12 protein-coding genes and 1 tRNA gene are annotated in these 16,920 nt (G+C 61.3%); 7 read left to right on the forward strand and 6 right to left on the reverse strand.

The window, feature by feature from the left end:
• Positions 1 to 190 precede the first annotated feature (190 nt).
• On the reverse strand, positions 191 to 1,198 hold the full coding sequence (locus tag V2391_RS07975) for a DUF5692 family protein (protein WP_329738898.1): 1,008 nt from the start codon (positions 1,196 to 1,198) through the stop codon (positions 191 to 193).
• Positions 1,199 to 1,261: 63 nt separating this feature from the next.
• On the reverse strand, positions 1,262 to 1,924 hold the full coding sequence (locus tag V2391_RS07980) for a TetR/AcrR family transcriptional regulator (protein ID WP_329738899.1): 663 nt from the start codon (positions 1,922 to 1,924) through the stop codon (positions 1,262 to 1,264).
• A 188-nt stretch (positions 1,925 to 2,112) separates the two neighbouring features.
• Between V2391_RS07980 and V2391_RS07985 the strand changes: the two genes are divergently transcribed.
• The 7 genes from V2391_RS07985 to V2391_RS08015 all read left to right on the forward strand — a co-directional run bounded on the left by V2391_RS07985 (position 2,113) and on the right by V2391_RS08015 (position 9,311).
• Positions 2,113 to 4,893: an FAD-dependent oxidoreductase gene (locus tag V2391_RS07985; RefSeq protein WP_329738900.1), complete on the forward strand. Its 2,781-nt coding sequence runs from the start codon at positions 2,113 to 2,115 to the stop codon at positions 4,891 to 4,893.
• Between the two features lie 92 nt (positions 4,894 to 4,985).
• Entirely contained in the window at positions 4,986 to 5,426 is a 441-nt protein-coding gene (locus V2391_RS07990; RefSeq protein WP_329738901.1) for a hydrogenase maturation nickel metallochaperone HypA/HybF, read from the forward strand.
• A 392-nt stretch (positions 5,427 to 5,818) separates the two neighbouring features.
• Positions 5,819 to 6,808 carry a PTS sugar transporter subunit IIB gene (locus V2391_RS07995; RefSeq protein WP_329738902.1) on the forward strand — a complete coding sequence of 330 codons (990 nt, stop codon included), beginning with the start codon at positions 5,819 to 5,821 and terminating at the stop codon, positions 6,806 to 6,808.
• An 18-nt stretch (positions 6,809 to 6,826) separates the two neighbouring features.
• A complete protein-coding gene (locus V2391_RS08000) occupies positions 6,827 to 7,645 on the forward strand; it encodes a PTS mannose/fructose/sorbose transporter subunit IIC (RefSeq protein ID WP_117770278.1) in 819 nt (272 codons plus the stop codon).
• 16 nt (positions 7,646 to 7,661) lie between these two features.
• Positions 7,662 to 8,582 (forward strand): PTS system mannose/fructose/sorbose family transporter subunit IID, encoded by a 921-nt coding sequence (locus V2391_RS08005; RefSeq protein ID WP_022094170.1) that lies wholly within the window; start codon positions 7,662 to 7,664, stop codon positions 8,580 to 8,582.
• A 120-nt stretch (positions 8,583 to 8,702) separates the two neighbouring features.
• The gene (locus tag V2391_RS08010; RefSeq protein WP_006235193.1) at positions 8,703 to 9,101 is read left to right on the forward strand and encodes a DUF956 family protein; all 399 of its coding nucleotides are present in this window, start codon (positions 8,703 to 8,705) and stop codon (positions 9,099 to 9,101) included.
• 134 nt (positions 9,102 to 9,235) lie between these two features.
• Positions 9,236 to 9,311, forward strand: a tRNA-Arg gene (locus V2391_RS08015).
• 298 nt (positions 9,312 to 9,609) lie between these two features.
• On the opposite strand, the gene pknB is transcribed toward V2391_RS08015, so the two are convergent.
• The 4 genes from pknB to V2391_RS08035 form a co-directional block, all read right to left on the reverse strand.
• A complete protein-coding gene (gene pknB, locus V2391_RS08020) occupies positions 9,610 to 11,559 on the reverse strand; it encodes a Stk1 family PASTA domain-containing Ser/Thr kinase (RefSeq protein WP_329738903.1) in 1,950 nt (649 codons plus the stop codon).
• Between the two features lie 132 nt (positions 11,560 to 11,691).
• Positions 11,692 to 14,562 (reverse strand): FtsW/RodA/SpoVE family cell cycle protein, encoded by a 2,871-nt coding sequence (locus V2391_RS08025; RefSeq protein ID WP_329738904.1) that lies wholly within the window; start codon positions 14,560 to 14,562, stop codon positions 11,692 to 11,694.
• A gap of 16 nt (positions 14,563 to 14,578) precedes the next feature.
• Positions 14,579 to 16,501 carry a Stp1/IreP family PP2C-type Ser/Thr phosphatase gene (locus tag V2391_RS08030; RefSeq protein ID WP_329738905.1) on the reverse strand — a complete coding sequence of 641 codons (1,923 nt, stop codon included), beginning with the start codon at positions 16,499 to 16,501 and terminating at the stop codon, positions 14,579 to 14,581.
• Entirely contained in the window at positions 16,498 to 16,914 is a 417-nt protein-coding gene (locus tag V2391_RS08035; RefSeq protein ID WP_055250779.1) for an FHA domain-containing protein, read from the reverse strand. The genes V2391_RS08030 and V2391_RS08035 overlap by 4 nt, the downstream gene beginning before the upstream one ends.
• Between the last annotated feature and the right edge of the window lie 6 nt (positions 16,915 to 16,920).

Here is a 16,920-nt window from a genome sequence, read left to right on the forward strand (position 1 = left end):
GACCCCATAGAGCCGCCGCATGATTTGAAATCCGATTTTAAATATGCGCATGTTTTTGAATAGATGAATAGAGGCGCGACGACAAAAGCCCCCGAAAAGCGAGCGAAACGCTTTCCGGGGGCTCTGCGAGACATTGGATTGAAAGTCTGGCGGACGGGCCTATGCCCAGGCGCCAACAGCGACCAACATGTTACTCGGCGTGAGCGTAATCAACCTTGGCGCGGCGAGCGGTAGCCTTCTCCCAATCGCTGGTGCCCTCAAAGACATCCTGCTTGTAGGGATTGCGGCCGAGCTTCTTGGCGCGGTAGGCGATGTAGATGATCGCGGCGACGTTGGCGACCAGTGCGGCGATCGAGACCGCGGTAGCGGCGCCGGGGTCGAGCGTGGAGTGGGTCACAAAGACGGACTCCTCCTGGAAGTACGGGAACACCTGGGCAAACATGCACCAAATAGCAAGCGTAAAGGCGCGGTTCTGAATCCAGCCGCCCTTGTTCCAGATAAAGGCGGCGACGGTGGGCGCCAGCAGCAGCGCAAAGCCGCAGAACCAGGAGTGGGTGGGCAGGCAGTTGTAGGTGTAGCAGAAGTTCCAGATATCGTAGGCGATGATGTAGACCCAGGTCATGTCGGGCCACAGCATGTCGGTCTTGTCCTCGGAGGCATAGACGCTCCACCAACCGGTCATGCAGAAGATGTTGATGATACCGGCGATGCCGTTGAACACGTTGTTCCAACCGGCGAGTTGCGTGGCGCCCTCGGAGGTGACCCAGGTGGACTCGCCCAGTACAAAGAAGTGATAGGCGCTCTCGAAGTCGGACACGACGGCGATCATGATGTTGATGGCGACGATCACAAACGGCCACGCACGGAACCAATGCGCCTTGCCGATCTTTCCCCACTGGTACTTAATGGCAATGAAGCCCCAGCAACCGGCCAGCGCAGCGTATACCTTGGCGTAGTGGAACCAGCTGTTCTGGTACACATGGGTGGGGTTGGTGAGCGCCCACTCGGCACCCTGCGAAACGCCGATGGCGATGGCGACGCAGTAGATGGTCATGGCCAGCGGAGCCACGCCAAAGATGATTGCCGCGCCCAGCTTAGTGCGGCGGCCGACCTCGTTGAGCACGATGAGGCCAATAAAGACCATGGCCCAGCCGGCCCAGTGGATAAGGGTATCGCTACCCCAAACATCGAACAGCATGCTGCTCTCCTTTCACACGCCCGCGGCCCCTCTTCTGATCGCGGGCAGTTTGGCCAAATGTCGTCAGTTCTGGGGCTTGCGCTCCGGATACTTGGCGGTATAGCCCTCGATGTGGAGTGTCGAGGCGATGATTTCCTTGACCGTCTCGTCGGGCACATCGGGGTGCGTGCGGATATACATCAACAACCCCATGATGAGGGTGTAGAACGTCTCGTAGACATGATCGATGCGTAGCTCATGATGGGCGACAAAATCCACCACGGTGGTGTCGCAGATATACTGCGCCACGCGCTGGACCACGTTGTGCAAAAAGCCGCCGTAGAGCGCGCCGCTGCTCGAGGTGAGCGTACTCGGCAGCTCGTGGCCGCTGACGACCAGGCGCTTGAAGAGCGGGGCGACGGTGTCGAGTGCGCCCTCGATATCACCGACGATGCGGCTGGCATTCCACTGCTCGAGCTCGGCAATAAAACCGTCGATCGCCTCGTCCATGACGGCGGTGACGGCGGCGTCCATGTCGGCGAAGTAGTGGTAGAACAGCGAGCGCGTGCAGCCGGCTCGCTTGGTCACGGCCGAGACGGATAGATGGGACACGCCCAGCTCGGAGCTTACGGTGCGCACGGCATCGAGGATCTCGCGACGGCGTTCGTCGCCCGTCAGACGTTTGGCCGTGCTGTCGGGCGCGGGGACGGCATCGGCCACAGAGGTATCTGCTGTGTTGTTGCCCATGTTTTGCCGCCTTTCATCCTCTTTTGCCTGACCGTTCACCTAACAGTCTTGAATATTGTTGACGGTTCGTCAATACTATTTTTGACACAATGTCAACAATGGCGGGTGAACGGCATGGGGCATGCTCGACCTGCAAAAAAAGAGGGGCGCTGCGGCCTCGTCGGGCTGCGGCAAGAGAAGGGACAACCATGATTCTCAACGGACCGGGAATTAGCTACACCGAGCCCGACATTGGTTCGGAGTTCGTGCCGCCGCTGCCAGAGCATCCGCGCGAGGCAATCGTCAAGCTGTGCGAGCACTGCACTAACCGTCTGCTGCATCGCGACGAGCTGCTGGGCTACGAGTACTGGTCGTTTGCCGAGGCCGCGACCGACGAGCAGGCCGAGGTGCTCTGCAAGATGAAGATGCGCCGTCCCTATACGCTGCCCGAGATGGTCAAGCTCACCGGCATGCCCGAGGCCCAGATCGAGAAGATGCTCGACGACATGAGCTACACGGGTCTGCTCGAGTACAACTGGGAAAATCCCGAGCGCGCCAAGCAGTGGGTGCTGCCCATGCTGGTACCGGGTTCCGCCGAGTTCCTCAACATGCGCGTGAGCCAGCTCGAGGAGCATCCGGTCTATGCCAAGTTCTTTGAGCAGGCCTCCAAGGGGCCGCTGTCCAAAGCCACGCCGATGGTGCCGCCCGGAGGTGCCGGTATCGGCATGCACGTCATTCCGGTCGAGAAGGCTATCGATGCTTCGAGCACCTCGGTGCCTATTGAGCATATCGAGCACTGGCTCGACAAATACGAGGGTAAGTATGCCGCCAGCACCTGCAGCTGCCGCGCGAGCCGTCGCGTGATGGGCGAGGGCTGCGCCGACGACCCCGCCGACTGGTGCATTGCCGTGGGCGATATGGCCGACTATGTGGTTGAGACCGACCGCGGCCACTATGTGACGCGCGACGAGGTTTACGACATCCTGCGCCAGGCCGAGGACAACGGCTTTGTGCACCAGATCACCAACATTGACGGCGAGAACAAAATCTTCGCCATCTGCAACTGCAACGTCAACGTGTGCTACGCCCTGCGCACCTCTCAGCTGTTCAACACGCCCAACCTGTCGCGCTCGGCCTATGTCGCCAAGGTCGAGAAGGACAAGTGCGTGGCCTGCGGTCGCTGCGTTGAGGTGTGTCCGGCCGGCGCCGCCAAGCTGGGCCAGAAGCTCTGCAGCAAAAAGGCCGGCGGCCGCTTACCCGAGTATCCGCGCCAGGAGCTGCCCGATGCCACCAAGTGGGACCACACCAAGTGGTCGCCCAACTACCGCAACGATAACCGTATCGAGACGCACGAGTCCGGCACCGCGCCCTGCAAGACGGCCTGCCCCGCGCACGTTGCCGTTCAGGGCTATCTGAAGCTTGCGGCGCAGGGCCGCTATGACGAGGCACTGGCGCTCATCAAGCGCGAGAACCCGCTGCCCGCTATCTGCGGCCGCGTGTGCAACCGCCGCTGCGAGGACGCCTGCACCCGCGGCCGTGTGGACGCCGCCGTGGCTATCGACGAGGTCAAGAAGTTCATCGCCCAGCGCGATCTGGATGCCGCGACCCGCTATGTCCCACCTGTGGTGACCCCGACGCGTGCCGGCGGCTTCGACCAGAAGATCGCCATCATCGGTGCCGGTCCGGCCGGCCTGTCCTGCGCTTTCTACCTGGCCGAGAAGGGCTACAAGCCCGTCGTGTTCGAGAAGAACGAGCGCCCGGGCGGCATGCTCACTTACGGTATTCCCAGCTTTAAGCTGCAGAAGGACGTTATCGAGGCAGAGGTTGAGGTCATTCGCCTGATGGGCGCCGAGTTCCGCTATGGCGTTGAGGTCGGTCGCGATGTGACGCTCGACGAGCTGCGCGAGCAGGGCTTTAAGGCCTTTTATGTTGCCATCGGCTGCCAGGGCGGCCGCCTCGCCGGTATTCCGGGCGAGGCGGCCGAGGACGTGACCGTGGCCGTCGACTTCTTGCGCGAGGTCAACAGCGGCAAGATTGACGCGCTGCCCGGCCGCACCATCGTGGTGGGCGGCGGCAACGTGGCTATCGACGTCGCGCGCAACGCCTGCCGTCTGGGTTCCGAGCACGTTGAGATGTTCTGCCTGGAGAGCGAGGCCCAGATGCCCGCCAGCGAGGAGGAGCGTCGCGAGGCCGTTGAGGACGGCGCGCACATCAGCTGCGGCTGGGGCCCCAAGGAGGTTCACCTGGACGAGGCCGGTCGTGTGTGCGGCATCACCTTCAAGCGCTGCACGCGTGTCTTTGACGACGAGGGCCGATTTACGCCCGAGTACGACGAGAACGATCTGCGCCGTGTCGATGCCGACCGTGTCGTCATGTCGATTGGCCAGTCCATTGTGTGGGGCGATCTGCTGGCTGGCTCCAAGGTGGAGCTTGGCCGCGGCCAGGGCGCCCTCGCCGATCCTCAGACCTATCAGACCGCCGAGCCCGACATCTTTGTAGGCGGCGACGTCTACACCGGTCCGAGCTTTGCCATCGACGCTATCGCCGCCGGTCACGAGGCCGCCGTCTCCATCCATCGCTTTGTGCAACCGGGCTCCACGCTCAACATCGGCCGCAACCAGCGCCGCTACACCGCGCTCGACCGCGACGATGTCGTGATCGAGAGCTACGACAACGCGAGCCGCGAGGTGGCGCATGTTAACCGCGACCGCGAGAAGGCTGCGCCCTTTAGCGAGTACGTCGAGACCTTTACCGAAGAGCAGGTGCGCGCCGAGACCGCCCGCTGCCTGGGCTGCGGTGCCTCGATCGTCGACTCCAACAAGTGCATCGGCTGCGGTCTGTGCACCACCAAGTGCGCGTTCGATGCCATCCACCTGGATCGCGATCGCCCCGAGTGCTCCACGATGGTCAAATACGAGCAAAAGCTCCCGAGCCTTGGCAAGTATGCTTTAAAGCGTGCAATCAAAATCAAGTTCGGTCGAAATAGGTAACCATGGCGGGTAAGGGGACGGCGCAGACTAGATTTTGCCGTCCCCTTGCTTTGAGTTTGCATCGCATCAACCGTTGTTGAAAGGTTTCTACCTTGCATGAATTGGGAATCGTCTATCACATTATTCGCGATGTCGAGAGCGTGGCGCGCGCCAATGGCGTGAGTCGCGTTTCGAGCGTCACGCTGCTGCTGGGCGAGGTCTCGGGCGTCGTTCCCGACTTGCTGCTCGACGCTTGGCGCTGGGCGGCAGATAAAAAGCCTATCACGCAGGGCGCGGAGCTTGTCGTGGAGCCTGTCGAGGCCGTGACGCATTGCGAGGCGTGCGGCCGCGACTATGCGACAGTCGAGCACGGCAAGACCTGCCCCCATTGCGGCAGTGGCGAAACATACCTGCTGCAGGGCCAGGAGGTCATGATCAAGCAGATTGAGACCCCCGACGAGGATCCGGCAGACGCTGCCCCCGCCAGTCCTTCCGACGCTCCCGACGCCGTCGACGCCGCAAACCCCCTCCGCATCGCCTGGGATTCCCTATAAGTTGCGGTGAAATAGTTCCTCAATCCAGCCTTCTGGCTCTTAAACAAGAACTATTCCACCGCAACTATTTTGAGTGGTTTCGTAACCATAAGTCATGAAAATAGTCAAGCCATGTCCGTTTAAACAAAATAGTGGCAGTACGAGCGCATTCGCACTTGTTTAAAACCGATATTAATGAACAGCATGCTTGTGTCTGTAAAATACATGGCTTGATGAGCGACGCTTTGACGGGTAATGAGTCGAAAAACAGCGACGTAATCAATTTGTAACAAACTTGGACGTTTAAACAAATAATGCAACCTTTTACGAATTTAGATATAATTCCACAAACCAAACAGCTATACTCCTTTCATGTCGTGTAGGAAATACGTAGACAAAAAGGAGGTTATGTGATGGTAAGTATTGTTCTTGCTAGCCACGGGGACTTGGCAGCTGGAATCAAGCAGACGGGCTCGATGGTCTTTGGCGATCAGCCGTCTGTGGCCGTGGTCTCGCTCGAGCCGAGCATGGGCCCCGACGACTTCCGTGCTAAGGTCGAGGAAGCAGTCGCTTCCTTCGACGACCAGGAGCAGGTACTCTTCCTCGTTGATCTGTGGGGCGGCACGCCGTTCAACCAGATCAGCGGGCTCATCGAGGGCCACGATTCCTGGGCTATCGTCACCGGTGTCAACCTGCCTATGCTCATCGAGGCATATTCGCAGCGCTTTGACGCAAAGAACACTGCACATGCGATCGCAAAACATCTCGTGACTGAGGCTAAGGCTGGCGTGCGCGTCAAGCCCGAGTCTCTGGAGCCCGAGGAGAAGAAGCCGGCTGCGGCCGCCGCTGCTCCTGCAGGCGCCATCCCTCCGGGAACGGTCATCGGCGACGGGCACATCAAGATCGCCCACGTCCGTATCGACACCCGTCTGCTGCATGGTCAGGTGGCCACCACGTGGACCAAGCAGATCAACCCCAACCGCATCATCGTGGTTTCCGACGGCGTTGCTCACGACGAGCTCCGCAAGACCATGATCGAGCAGGCTGCCCCTCCGGGAGTCCATGCCAACGTCGTGCCTATCAAGAAGATGGCCGAGGTCGTCAAGGACACGCGTTTTGGTGACACCAAGGCCATGCTGCTCTTTGAGAACCCGCAGGATCTGCTCAAGGCCATCGAGGCCGGCGTCGACATCAAGGAAGTCAACATCGGTTCCATGGCTCACTCCAAGGGCAAGGTCGTCGTCACCAACGCCGTCGCTATGGGCGATGACGACGTTAAGACCCTCGAGGCCCTCAAGGCCAAGGGCGTCAAGTTCGAGGTCCGCAAGGTTCCTTCGGATGCTTCCGAGGATCTCGACGCCATGTTGAAGAAAGCTAAGGCCGAACTGGCCGCTCAAGCATAGTAAAGGAGGGTCCGATACATGTCTGCAATCACTATTCTGCTTGTTGCGATTGTCGCGTTGCTTGCTGGTATGGAAGGCATTCTGGATGAGTTCCAGTTCCATCAGCCGCTCGTGGCATGCACGCTTATCGGTCTCGTAACCGGTCACCTTCAGGAGGGCATCCTCCTGGGCGGTTCGCTCCAGATGATGGCCCTTGGCTGGGCTAACGTCGGCGCCGCCGTCGCGCCTGACGCCGCTCTGGCCTCGGTCGCTTCTTCGATCATCATGGTGCTCGCCCTCAACGGCGGCGCCACTGATTCGGCCAAGGCCGTTACCGCGGCCATCGCCGTCGCTGTCCCGCTGTCGGTCGCTGGTCTGTTCCTGACCATGATCTGCCGTACCATTGCTACCGCTATCGCTCACGCCATGGACGGTTGCGCCGAGAAGGGCGACTTCTCTGGCATCGAGCGCTGGCAGTACGCTGCCATCCTCATGCAGGGCCTTCGTATCGCCATCCCGGCAGTACTTCTGTGCATCATCCCGGCCGAGGCCGTTACCAACGCGCTTAACGCTATGCCCGACTGGCTGTCCGGCGGCATGGCTGTCGGCGGCGGCATGGTCGCTTCCGTCGGCTACGCCATGGTCATCAACATGATGGCCACCAAGGAGACCTGGCCGTTCTTCATCCTCGGCTTTGTCCTTGCTGCCATCCCTCAGCTCACGCTGATCGCCCTTGGCCTCATCGGCATCTCCCTTGCCCTCATCTACCTTGGCCTTAAGGATCTGGCCAAGCAGGGTGGCGGCATGGGCGGTGGCTCCGGCGACCCGCTCGGCGACATTCTGAATGATTACGAGTAGGAGGGGAGTGATACATATGGCAGAGAACAAGATTCAGCTCACCAAGGCTGACCGCAAGAAGGTTTGCTTCCGTCATCAGTTCCTTCAGGGCTCGTGGAACTACGAGCGTATGCAGAACGGCGGCTGGTGCTTCGCAATGATCCCTGCGATCAAGAAGCTCTACACCAGCAAGGATGACCAGATTGCCGCTCTTAAGCGCCACCTGGAGTTCTATAACACCCACCCCTATGTTTCCGCCCCCGTCATTGGCGTTACCCTCGCTCTCGAGGAGGAGCGCGCCAACGGTGCCCCGATTGACGATGTCGCCATTCAGGGCGTCAAGGTCGGTATGATGGGCCCGCTCGCCGGCGTCGGCGACCCTGCCTTCTGGTTCACCCTTCGCCCGATTCTGGGCGCTCTGGGCGCTTCCCTGGCCCTGTCCGGCAGCATCGCCGGTCCGCTGCTGTTCTTCTTCGCATGGAACATCATCCGTTACGCTTTCCTGTGGTACACGCAGGAGTTTGGCTACAAGGTCGGCTCCTCCATCGCCAAGGACCTCTCCGGCGGTCTGATGGGCAAGGTTACCGAGGGTGCTTCCATCCTGGGTATGTTCATCATCGGCGCCCTGGTCGAGCGCTGGGTGTCCATCTCCTTCACCCCGGTCGTCTCCAAGGTCACGCAGTCTGCTGGCGCCTTTATCGACTGGGCTAACCTGCCCTCCGGTTCTGAGGGTGTCAAGGAAGCACTGACGATGTATAACTCCATCGGTGCTAACGCCCTTGATCAGGTGAAGGTCACCACGCTTCAGGCCAACCTCGATCAGCTCATCCCCGGCCTTGCCGCCGTGTGCCTGACCCTGCTGGTCTGCAAGCTCCTCAAGAAGAAGGTCAGCCCGATCGTCATCATCCTGGCTCTCTTCGCCATCGGCATCATCGGTCGCGTCTGCGGCTTCATGTAAGCACGTTTCGGCTTAAGACCGAGAATTGCTAGGCAAGGGCTTTTGAGCCATTGAAACGGACCGCACCCGGTGGGTACACTGGATGCGGTCCGATTGTTTTATTTGGAGGGCGAGGCGCGCATGGCGCAATCTCAGAACAGCACGGTCGATCTGGCAACGCCGGCAACCTGCCTGATGGGGCTTACCAGCCACGGTAACGTGATGGTGGGCAATAAGGCGTTCGAGTATTACAACGAGCGCAATCCCGAGGATTATATTCAAATCCCGTGGGACGAGGTCGACTATATTGCCGCCGAGGTTTTACGCGGCACCAAGAAGATCACGCGTTTTGCCATCTTCACCAAGGACAACGGTCACTTTACGTTTTCGACGCGCGACGACAAAGAGACGCTTCGTGCTGTCCGCAAGTACGTCGACGAGGATAAGCTCGTGCGTTCGCCCGACTTTATCGATGTGACGGCCAAGGGCGCCAAGAGCATCCCCTCCGTTATCAAAAATCTCTTCCACAAAGGTAACTAGCTCCTCACAAGTTGCGGTGAAATAGTTCCTGAATACGGCTTTAATGCTTTAGGCGGGAACTATTCCACCGCAATTTCGAAGTCTAGTCATGCGACGTATGGCGATGCAGTAAATCTGCTACACTAGTACAACATGCCTCCGTAGCTCAGGGGATAGAGCACCGCTCTCCTAAAGCGGGTGTCGACGGTTCGAATCCGCCCGGGGGCACCAGAGATTTGCCGAGCCCGGTACCACCACGGTGCCGGGCTCTTCTGGTCTAAGGGCAGGATTCGGACCGTCGACACCCGCGTCACCAATTTCCCCGCGGGGGGAGTTTTAGAATCCGCCCGGGGGCACCAGAGGAATATCGAGCCCGGTACCACCACGGTGCCGGGCTCTTCTGGTTTAAAGAGATGCCGTAGTTTTCGCCGCTTCAGATAAAGAAAGTGCCCGTTTGCCGGGGGAGCAAACGGGCGCCATTGAGCGAATATGTTTGCGGCATCAGCCGCTGTGGGCAACGTCTTGATGACTAGTTGGTCGTGCCGGAATCGTTGCCTGAATCAGTACCAGAGCCAGAAATCGAAACCGTCAGCGTGATCGTGCTGTCGGTGGACTGCTTGCCAGTGGGGGAGACGCCCGTCACGGTGGCGTTTTCGTTGCCACTCACGGGGTTGCCGTTCTGATCGCAGAATGCGATGTTGTAGAATCCGGCGTTGTTGAGCGCGGTGACGGCGGAGGAGATACTCTTGCCGTACAGGTTGCTCGGGACGTTTGCCTTGCCGGACTTCTTGGCGATGACGACGGTGATCGTGGCGCCGGGCTTCTGCTTACCGCTGGGGTTCCAGCTAATGACGGTCCCCTCGGTGACGGAGTCGTTCTCCTGGTAGCTCACGTCGACGCCAAAACCGGCCATGTCGAGGGCGTTGCGTGCCTGGGCCTCGGTCATGTCGGTCAGATCGGGGACGGAGGTGGTGTCGGGTCCGCTGGAGACCTTGTACGAGATGGTCGTGCCCTTCTCGACTTCCTTGCCGGCATCAGTGCCCTGCTCAAAGACCTGGCCTTCTTCGGCCTCGTTGGCCTCCTCGGTTGCTTCGCCCTTGAGTCCAACGCTTGCCAGCGCGGCCTCAGCCTGGTCCTTGGTCAGGCCGACGAGCTGCGGAACCTCAACCTTCTCGGAGGGCTTGGGGCCCTTGGAGATCACCAGGTTCACCTTGGTACCCTTGGGCTTCTTGGTGTTGCCGTTGGGGGTCTGCTCGGCAACCTTGCCCTCATCGACATCGTCGTTGTAGCTTTGGTCGACGGTTCCGACCTCAAGGCCTGCCTCTTTGATCTGCTCGATAGCGGTCTGCTGGTCCTTGTTAAGCACATCGGGCACCGTAACCTGCTCGCCCCCAAAGAGTCCGGTGGCGAAGGCCACCACAACGCCAACCACGGCGATTGCGGCGACTACGGCGGCGATAATCTTGTTCTTGTTGGACTTGGGCTGATCGACCTCGTAGGAGCCCGTGGAGCCCGAAACGGCGCTGCGGGCGTTGCTCTGGCCGCTCACGCCCGAGACGGGACGTACCATGGTGCGCGTGGAGTCAGACAGCTCGCGGGTCTTGGTTGCGCCCAGGTCGCCGGCGGCGCCAATGATGCGCGTGGGCTCGGAGACGTTGACAGCGCGGCCGGACAGGTAGTTGTTGAGCACCTGGCGCAGCTCGTCGGCCGTCTGGAAGCGATTCGCCGGGTCCTTCTCCATGCACTTGAGGATGATGCGCTCCAGATCGGCATCGACACCGGAGTTGATCTGGCTCGGCGGAACCGGCAGTTCGTTTACCTGCTTGAGCGCAACCGAGATGGCGTCGTCGCCGTCAAAGGGGACGCGACCGGTGGCGCATTCGTACATCACGACGCCCAGGGAGTAGATATCCGAGGTGGGACCGAGGTCCTGGCCACGCGTTTGCTCGGGGCTTACGTAGTGGGCGGTGCCCAGTACATTGTTGTCCTGCGTGAGGTGGCTGTTCTTTGCACGTGCGATGCCAAAGTCCATGACCTTGATGTTGCCGTCGGGCAGCACCATGATGTTTTGCGGCTTAATGTCGCGGTGGATGATTTCGTGCTTGTGGGCGACCGAAAGCGCGGAGCTGATCTGCGAGCCGATCTGCGCCACCTTCTTGGGATCGAGGGCGCCGTGGCTTTTGATGCCGCTCTTAAGGTCGGTACCGCGCAGGTACTCCATGACGATGTAATAGGTATCGCCGTCCTTGCCCCAATCGTAGACGCCCACGATATAGGGGGAGGAGAGGCCGGCTGCTGCCTGGGCCTCCTGCTTAAAGCGCGCGGCAAAGGTGGCGTCGCCGGCGTACTGCGGCAGCATGATCTTGACGGCAACCGTGCGGTCGAGAACCTGATCTTGCGCACGGAAGACGGTCGCCATGCCGCCCGTTCCCACCTTATCCTTGAGGAGGTATCTTCCCCCGAGGACCCTCTGTTCCATTCCTGCTCCTAACTAACTTATTCGCTCAACGATGTGTGTAGTACCAAATCTATGGCCGCTGGGGCCGCGTGGCGCCTTGCCGCTAGCCTGTTGGCTGCGGTACGCCACATACTCGTGCTTCGATCACGGGCATCACGCTCCTTGGGCGGCAAGTGCCGCGGTCAGGACGATGCCGGCAATCTTGGCCGCCTTGACGTCGTGTTTGTCGTAATCCTCCAAAGCCACCGAGATAGCGACCGTGGGTGAATCGTAAGGTGCGAAGCCGACGAACATCGAGTTGACGTTGGTGCCGCCGGTCTCGGCCGAACCGGTCTTGCCGGCGACCTTGACGCCCGGAATCTGGGCATCGGTGCCGGTGCCGGACTGGACAACAGCGAGCATGGCCTGCTTGACCTGCTCGGCCGTGGTGGCGCTGACGGCCTGGCCGAGCGAGCGGGACTGCGTGGTCTTGACCACGGTTCCGTCGGGGGCGAGCACCTGGGCCACGAAGAACGGGTCCATGACCACGCCGCTGTTGGCGATGGCCGCCGCTATCACGCAGTTTTGCATGACGGTGGTCTGCGGGCCTGGCGTGTGGTCCATGCCGACGGGCTGGCCGGCGCCTGCCCAGGCGGTCTCCCACTCGGTCATGAGCGAGGGGTCGGCCATGATGGAAGCCGCGGCGGTCAGGTCCTGGCCGAGCTTTTGGCCGTAACCAAAGGCGTTGGCAAACTGGACGAGAGAGTTGGCGCCAACCTCGTTGGCTACCTGGCCAAAGACGACGTTGGACGATACGGCAAAGGCCTGCTGGAGGCTGATGGTGCCGAAGCTCTCATTGGCGTCGTTGGTGACCGGTGCGTTGCCGATGTCCATGGAGCTGGGCGCCTTGTAAGTGCTCGAAAGGCTGGCGGTGCCGGTCTCGAGTGCCGCGGCAAGCGTGACGACCTTAAACGTGGAGCCCGGGGTGTAAAGCGCGTTCATGGCGCGGTCGTACATGGAGCCGTCCTCGCCACCACCCGATTGCATCAGGGCATCGATGTTGGTGTTGTCGTAGGTGGGCGAGCTGGCGCATGCGAGGACCGCGCCGGTGCGCGGATCCATAACCACCACGGCGCCCTTAAAGCCCTTGAGCGCCTGCTCGGCGGCCGTCTGGATGCGCGAGTCGATGGTGAGCTTGGCGGTGTTGCCCGGTTGGTTTTGGCCCGCGAGCGACGCGAGGGCGTTGTTCCAGCTGGAGTAATCCTTGGAGCCGGTGAGCGTGTCGTTCATGACGCTCTCGATACCCGCGGTGCCGTACTGCTGGCTTACATAGCCCACCACGTGAGCGGCCATGTTTCCGTTGGGGTAGGAGCGGGCGTAGGTGCCATCCTCCTGCTGCAGTGATTCGGCCAGCGTCACGCCGTCGGACGTGATGATAGAGCCGCGCTGGATGTACTTGGAGCGGGCGATGGTGTGGTTGTTGGTCGGCATGTCCTGATAGTCCTTGGCCTTGATGACCTGGACATAGGTGAGGTTGCCGATAAGGATGGCGAACAGTGCCGTAAAGGCGAACACGGCGCGGGTCAGTCGATTGGCGAGCGCCACGCGGCCGAGTACGCCGGATTCGGGCGTGTCGAGCAGACGGCGGCGCATGCGCGAGGCGGCGGAGTGGCTGCCGCGGGGATACGAAGACGAAGTGGCGAAGCGCGTGCCGGCCGGGGAGGCCACCGAGGCGACCTGGTCGTCGGTGATGGCGGCCATGGTGCCGGTGCCTGTGAGCTCGGCCTCGCGACCGGTTGCCTCGTCACCGGCGCGCAGCAAAAGTGCGACGATGATAAAGCTTGCCAGCAGCGAGGAGCCGCCCTGGCTCATAAAGGGCAGGGTGACGCCGGTCAGCGGAATCAGGCGGGTAACGCCACCAACGATTAAGAAAGCCTGGAAGCTGATAGCGGCCGTAAGACCGGTAGCGCTAAAAGCGGCAAGGTCGGACTTGGCACGGGCTGCCGTGGTCAGGCCGCGCACGGCAAAGAGCATAAACAGGATAAGAACGGCGCCGCCGCCCAAAAGGCCCATCTCCTCGCCGATAGCCGAGAAGATAAAGTCGGACTCGACGACGGGGATGTTATTGGCCATACCGTTGCCAATGCCGACGCCAACGAGGCCGCCGTCGGCCAGCGAGAAGAGGGACTGGACAATCTGGTAGCCCTGGCCCTGCGCGTCCTTAAAGGGATCGGCCCAGATCTGGAAACGCACCTGGACGTGCGACAGGAACTTGTAGGCGCCCACGGCCCCCACGGCCAAGAGCGCAAGGCCGATGATGACATACGAGAAGCGACCCGTTGCAACGTAGAGCATCAGCAAGAAGATGGTGTAGAACAGCAAGGCCGAGCCCAGGTCACGTTCGAAGACAACGACGAGCAGGCATACGCCCCAGACTGCGAACAGCGGCAGCAGCAGGCGCAGGCGCGGAATCTTAAGACCCAAGATCTTGCGGTTGGAGATAGAGAGCAGTTCGCGGTTTTCGGCCAGATAGCCGGCTAGGAACAGCACGATAAAGACCTTGGCGAACTCGCCGGGCTGAATGGTAAAGCCAGCGATGCGAATCCACAGTTTGGAGCCCGAGATCGTGGTGCCGATAAAGATGGGCAGCATCAGCAAGATAATGCCGATGATGCCAAAGGTGTACTTGTAGCGCATGACCACGTCGAGGTTTTTGACCAGCGCAAGCGTACCTACCATCAGCGCCACCGAGACAAACAGGATGACGAGCTGCGAGATGGCGAGCGTGGGCGCCAAGCGCGTCACAAACGTGATGCCAATGCCCGAAAGCACAAAGACGATGGGCAGGATGGCCGGGTCGGCGCCGGGTGCCAGAATGCGTACGGCGATATGCGCCGCGGCGAAGGCGGCAAAGAGACCGATCGGAACGGCAAGTGTCTCAAACGAGATGGCGGCGCCTGCGGTGAGCACGTACATCGCATACAGCAGGATGACGGGGAACGCCGAGGCGATGAGTAAAAGCAGTTCGGTATTACGGCGACTCATAAGCGGCACTCCCTTTCTAATTCTTATCGGAGGCTTCGGCCTCGGCGGACTGTTCGGCGGTTTTCTCGGAATCCGATTCGGAGGTCGAACTCTGATCGGTGTTATTGCGGATCGTTTGCGCGTCGATCACCTGACGGGTCTGCTCCTCGTCTATCTGATGGCGGTACTTGGAGATGGTGTCCTGCGCATCGTCGATGCCCGTCTGCTGAATACCCGCCTTCAGGCGATTTTGCGTGTCTTCGGGCAGGTCGGACAGCTCGATGCTGGTCGTGCTCTCGAGCCAGTGCAGCTTAAGGCCGAGCGGCTTGCCGGGAATGCCCCGGTAGACCGCGACGGTGTCCTTGTAGGTGCCCAGGTAGTACGAGCCGGTGATGCCCGCGTAGGCCCAGATGGCTGCCGCCAGCACAAAAGCGATGCCCAGGACGGCGGCAATGGTGATGTTGCGGCGGCGGACGCGCTTTGCCTCGCGCATGACGCCATCGTCAACCAGGTCAACGACAACCACGGTGACGTTATCGTGCCCGCCGGCGACCAGTGCCGCGTCAACAAGGTTGTCGACGCAAATCTGCGCGGTCGAGGACTGTGTGGCGATGTTTTCGATATCGTTATCGGGAATCATGCTCGACAGGCCGTCCGAGCACAGGATCAGGCGGTCGCCTTCTTCGATATGCAGGGTAAAGTGGTCGGCATACATGGCGGGATCCGAGCCCAGCGCGCGGGTGATGACCGAGCGGTTGGGGTGGACACGCGCCTCGTCTGCCGTAATCTCGCCGGCATCCACGAGCTCCTCCACATAGGAGTGGTCGCGGGTCACGCGGATGAGCGTGCCCTCGTGGAGCAGATAGGCGCGCGAGTCGCCCACGTGGGCGATAGCGAGCATGTCGTTTTCGATATAGGCGCAGGTTGCCGTGCAGCCCATGCCGGGCTTGCCCAAACCGTTGAGCGCAGCCTCGATGACCGCGGCGTTTGCCGCTTCGACGGCGGCCGCCAGTCGTGCGGCGTCGGCTGCCTGCGGCGCTGTCTTGGCAATGGTCTCGACGGCGATGGAGGAGGCTACCTCGCCGGCGGCGTGGCCGCCCATGCCGTCGCATACGCAAAAGAGCGGCGATTGCACCAGATAGGAGTCTTCGTTATGCGGGCGCACGCAGCCAACATCGGAGCGGGCGCCCCACATGAGCTGCGTGGTCGTGCCGGCGTCGTAGGTCGAGTCGGTCTCGATGCGCTCGTCGGTCAGCGGCTCAAAACTCATGGTCGAGCCGGGGTCCTTAAGTTTGGCCTCCACGGCGGCAACGTCAATCTCGGCCGTATCGCCGGGCGAGACGGTGTCGGCATCGTTGCTTGGGTCGTTAGCGTTAGGCGTGGCGGGCTCTTCGGTTGTACGGTCGACAGGCTCGTCGTCTTGCGGGGCGACGGCTGCGGGCTCGGGCGTACTGTGGGGCTGGGAGACATCCTCCGTCGTTGCTGCGGGCACGTCTTCGGCCACAGGATGCATGGCTTCGGGCGTCGATGCGACCGCGGGGGAGGGAGCCGCCGCAGGTTCCGGTGCAGATGTGGGTTCGGGCGCTGCGGCGGGTGCCGGCGCTACGGGAAACACCGGTGCCGCGGGCTCGGGAGCCGCAAATACCGCGGAGCTCTCGGTAATCGCCGTGGCGACGGGTTCGGCAAAGTGAGCCGGCGTGGGCGTGTCTTGCGGGACCGCGGGCTGCTCGGCAGCGGCGTGCACACCGATGGGGGCGGTGCCGCCGTCAGCGTTGTCCTCGACATCCTCGTCGTCGGTCAATGTCGGATATTCTTGCGTCACATGCGAAAGAGGCAGGGAGAACACAGTGTCCTCGGGCTCCACGGGCGCAGGGCCCGCCGGGGCGGCATGAGCCGGCGCGGCTGCGGGGGCAGCCGACGTCTCGGGCATGTTTGCGGACTTGTTCTCCTCGTCGATCATCGACGGTTCACCTTCATGACCACGTCGCCAATCTGGACTTCGTCGCCCTCGCGCAGCGTTGCGGGCTCCACCAGCTGGCGGCCGTTGACGAGCGTGCCGTTAAGTGAGTTGAGGTCCTCGATAATAAGTGCCGGGCCCTGCAGCGAAAAGCGCGCATGCGAGGCCGAGACAAACGGTTCGTTGATGCAGATGTCTGACGACGGCGAACGGCCGACGATGACGGGGCCGAGCATATCCACGTGGATGCCGCGGATGCCGCGCGGGCCCTTGTCCACATCGATCGTCCAGATGGCCGAGTCACGGCGCTGGCCGCGGACGAGCCCCACGCCGGTCTTCATAACGGCAAACAGGAAGATGTAGAGCAGGACGACCAGGACAATGCGGCCTGCAAACAGGACGATATCGATGTTCATAAGCGA

The organism is Collinsella sp. CM84Y_54, from assembly GCF_036317945.1.
Lineage (GTDB): Bacteria > Actinomycetota > Coriobacteriia > Coriobacteriales > Coriobacteriaceae > Collinsella.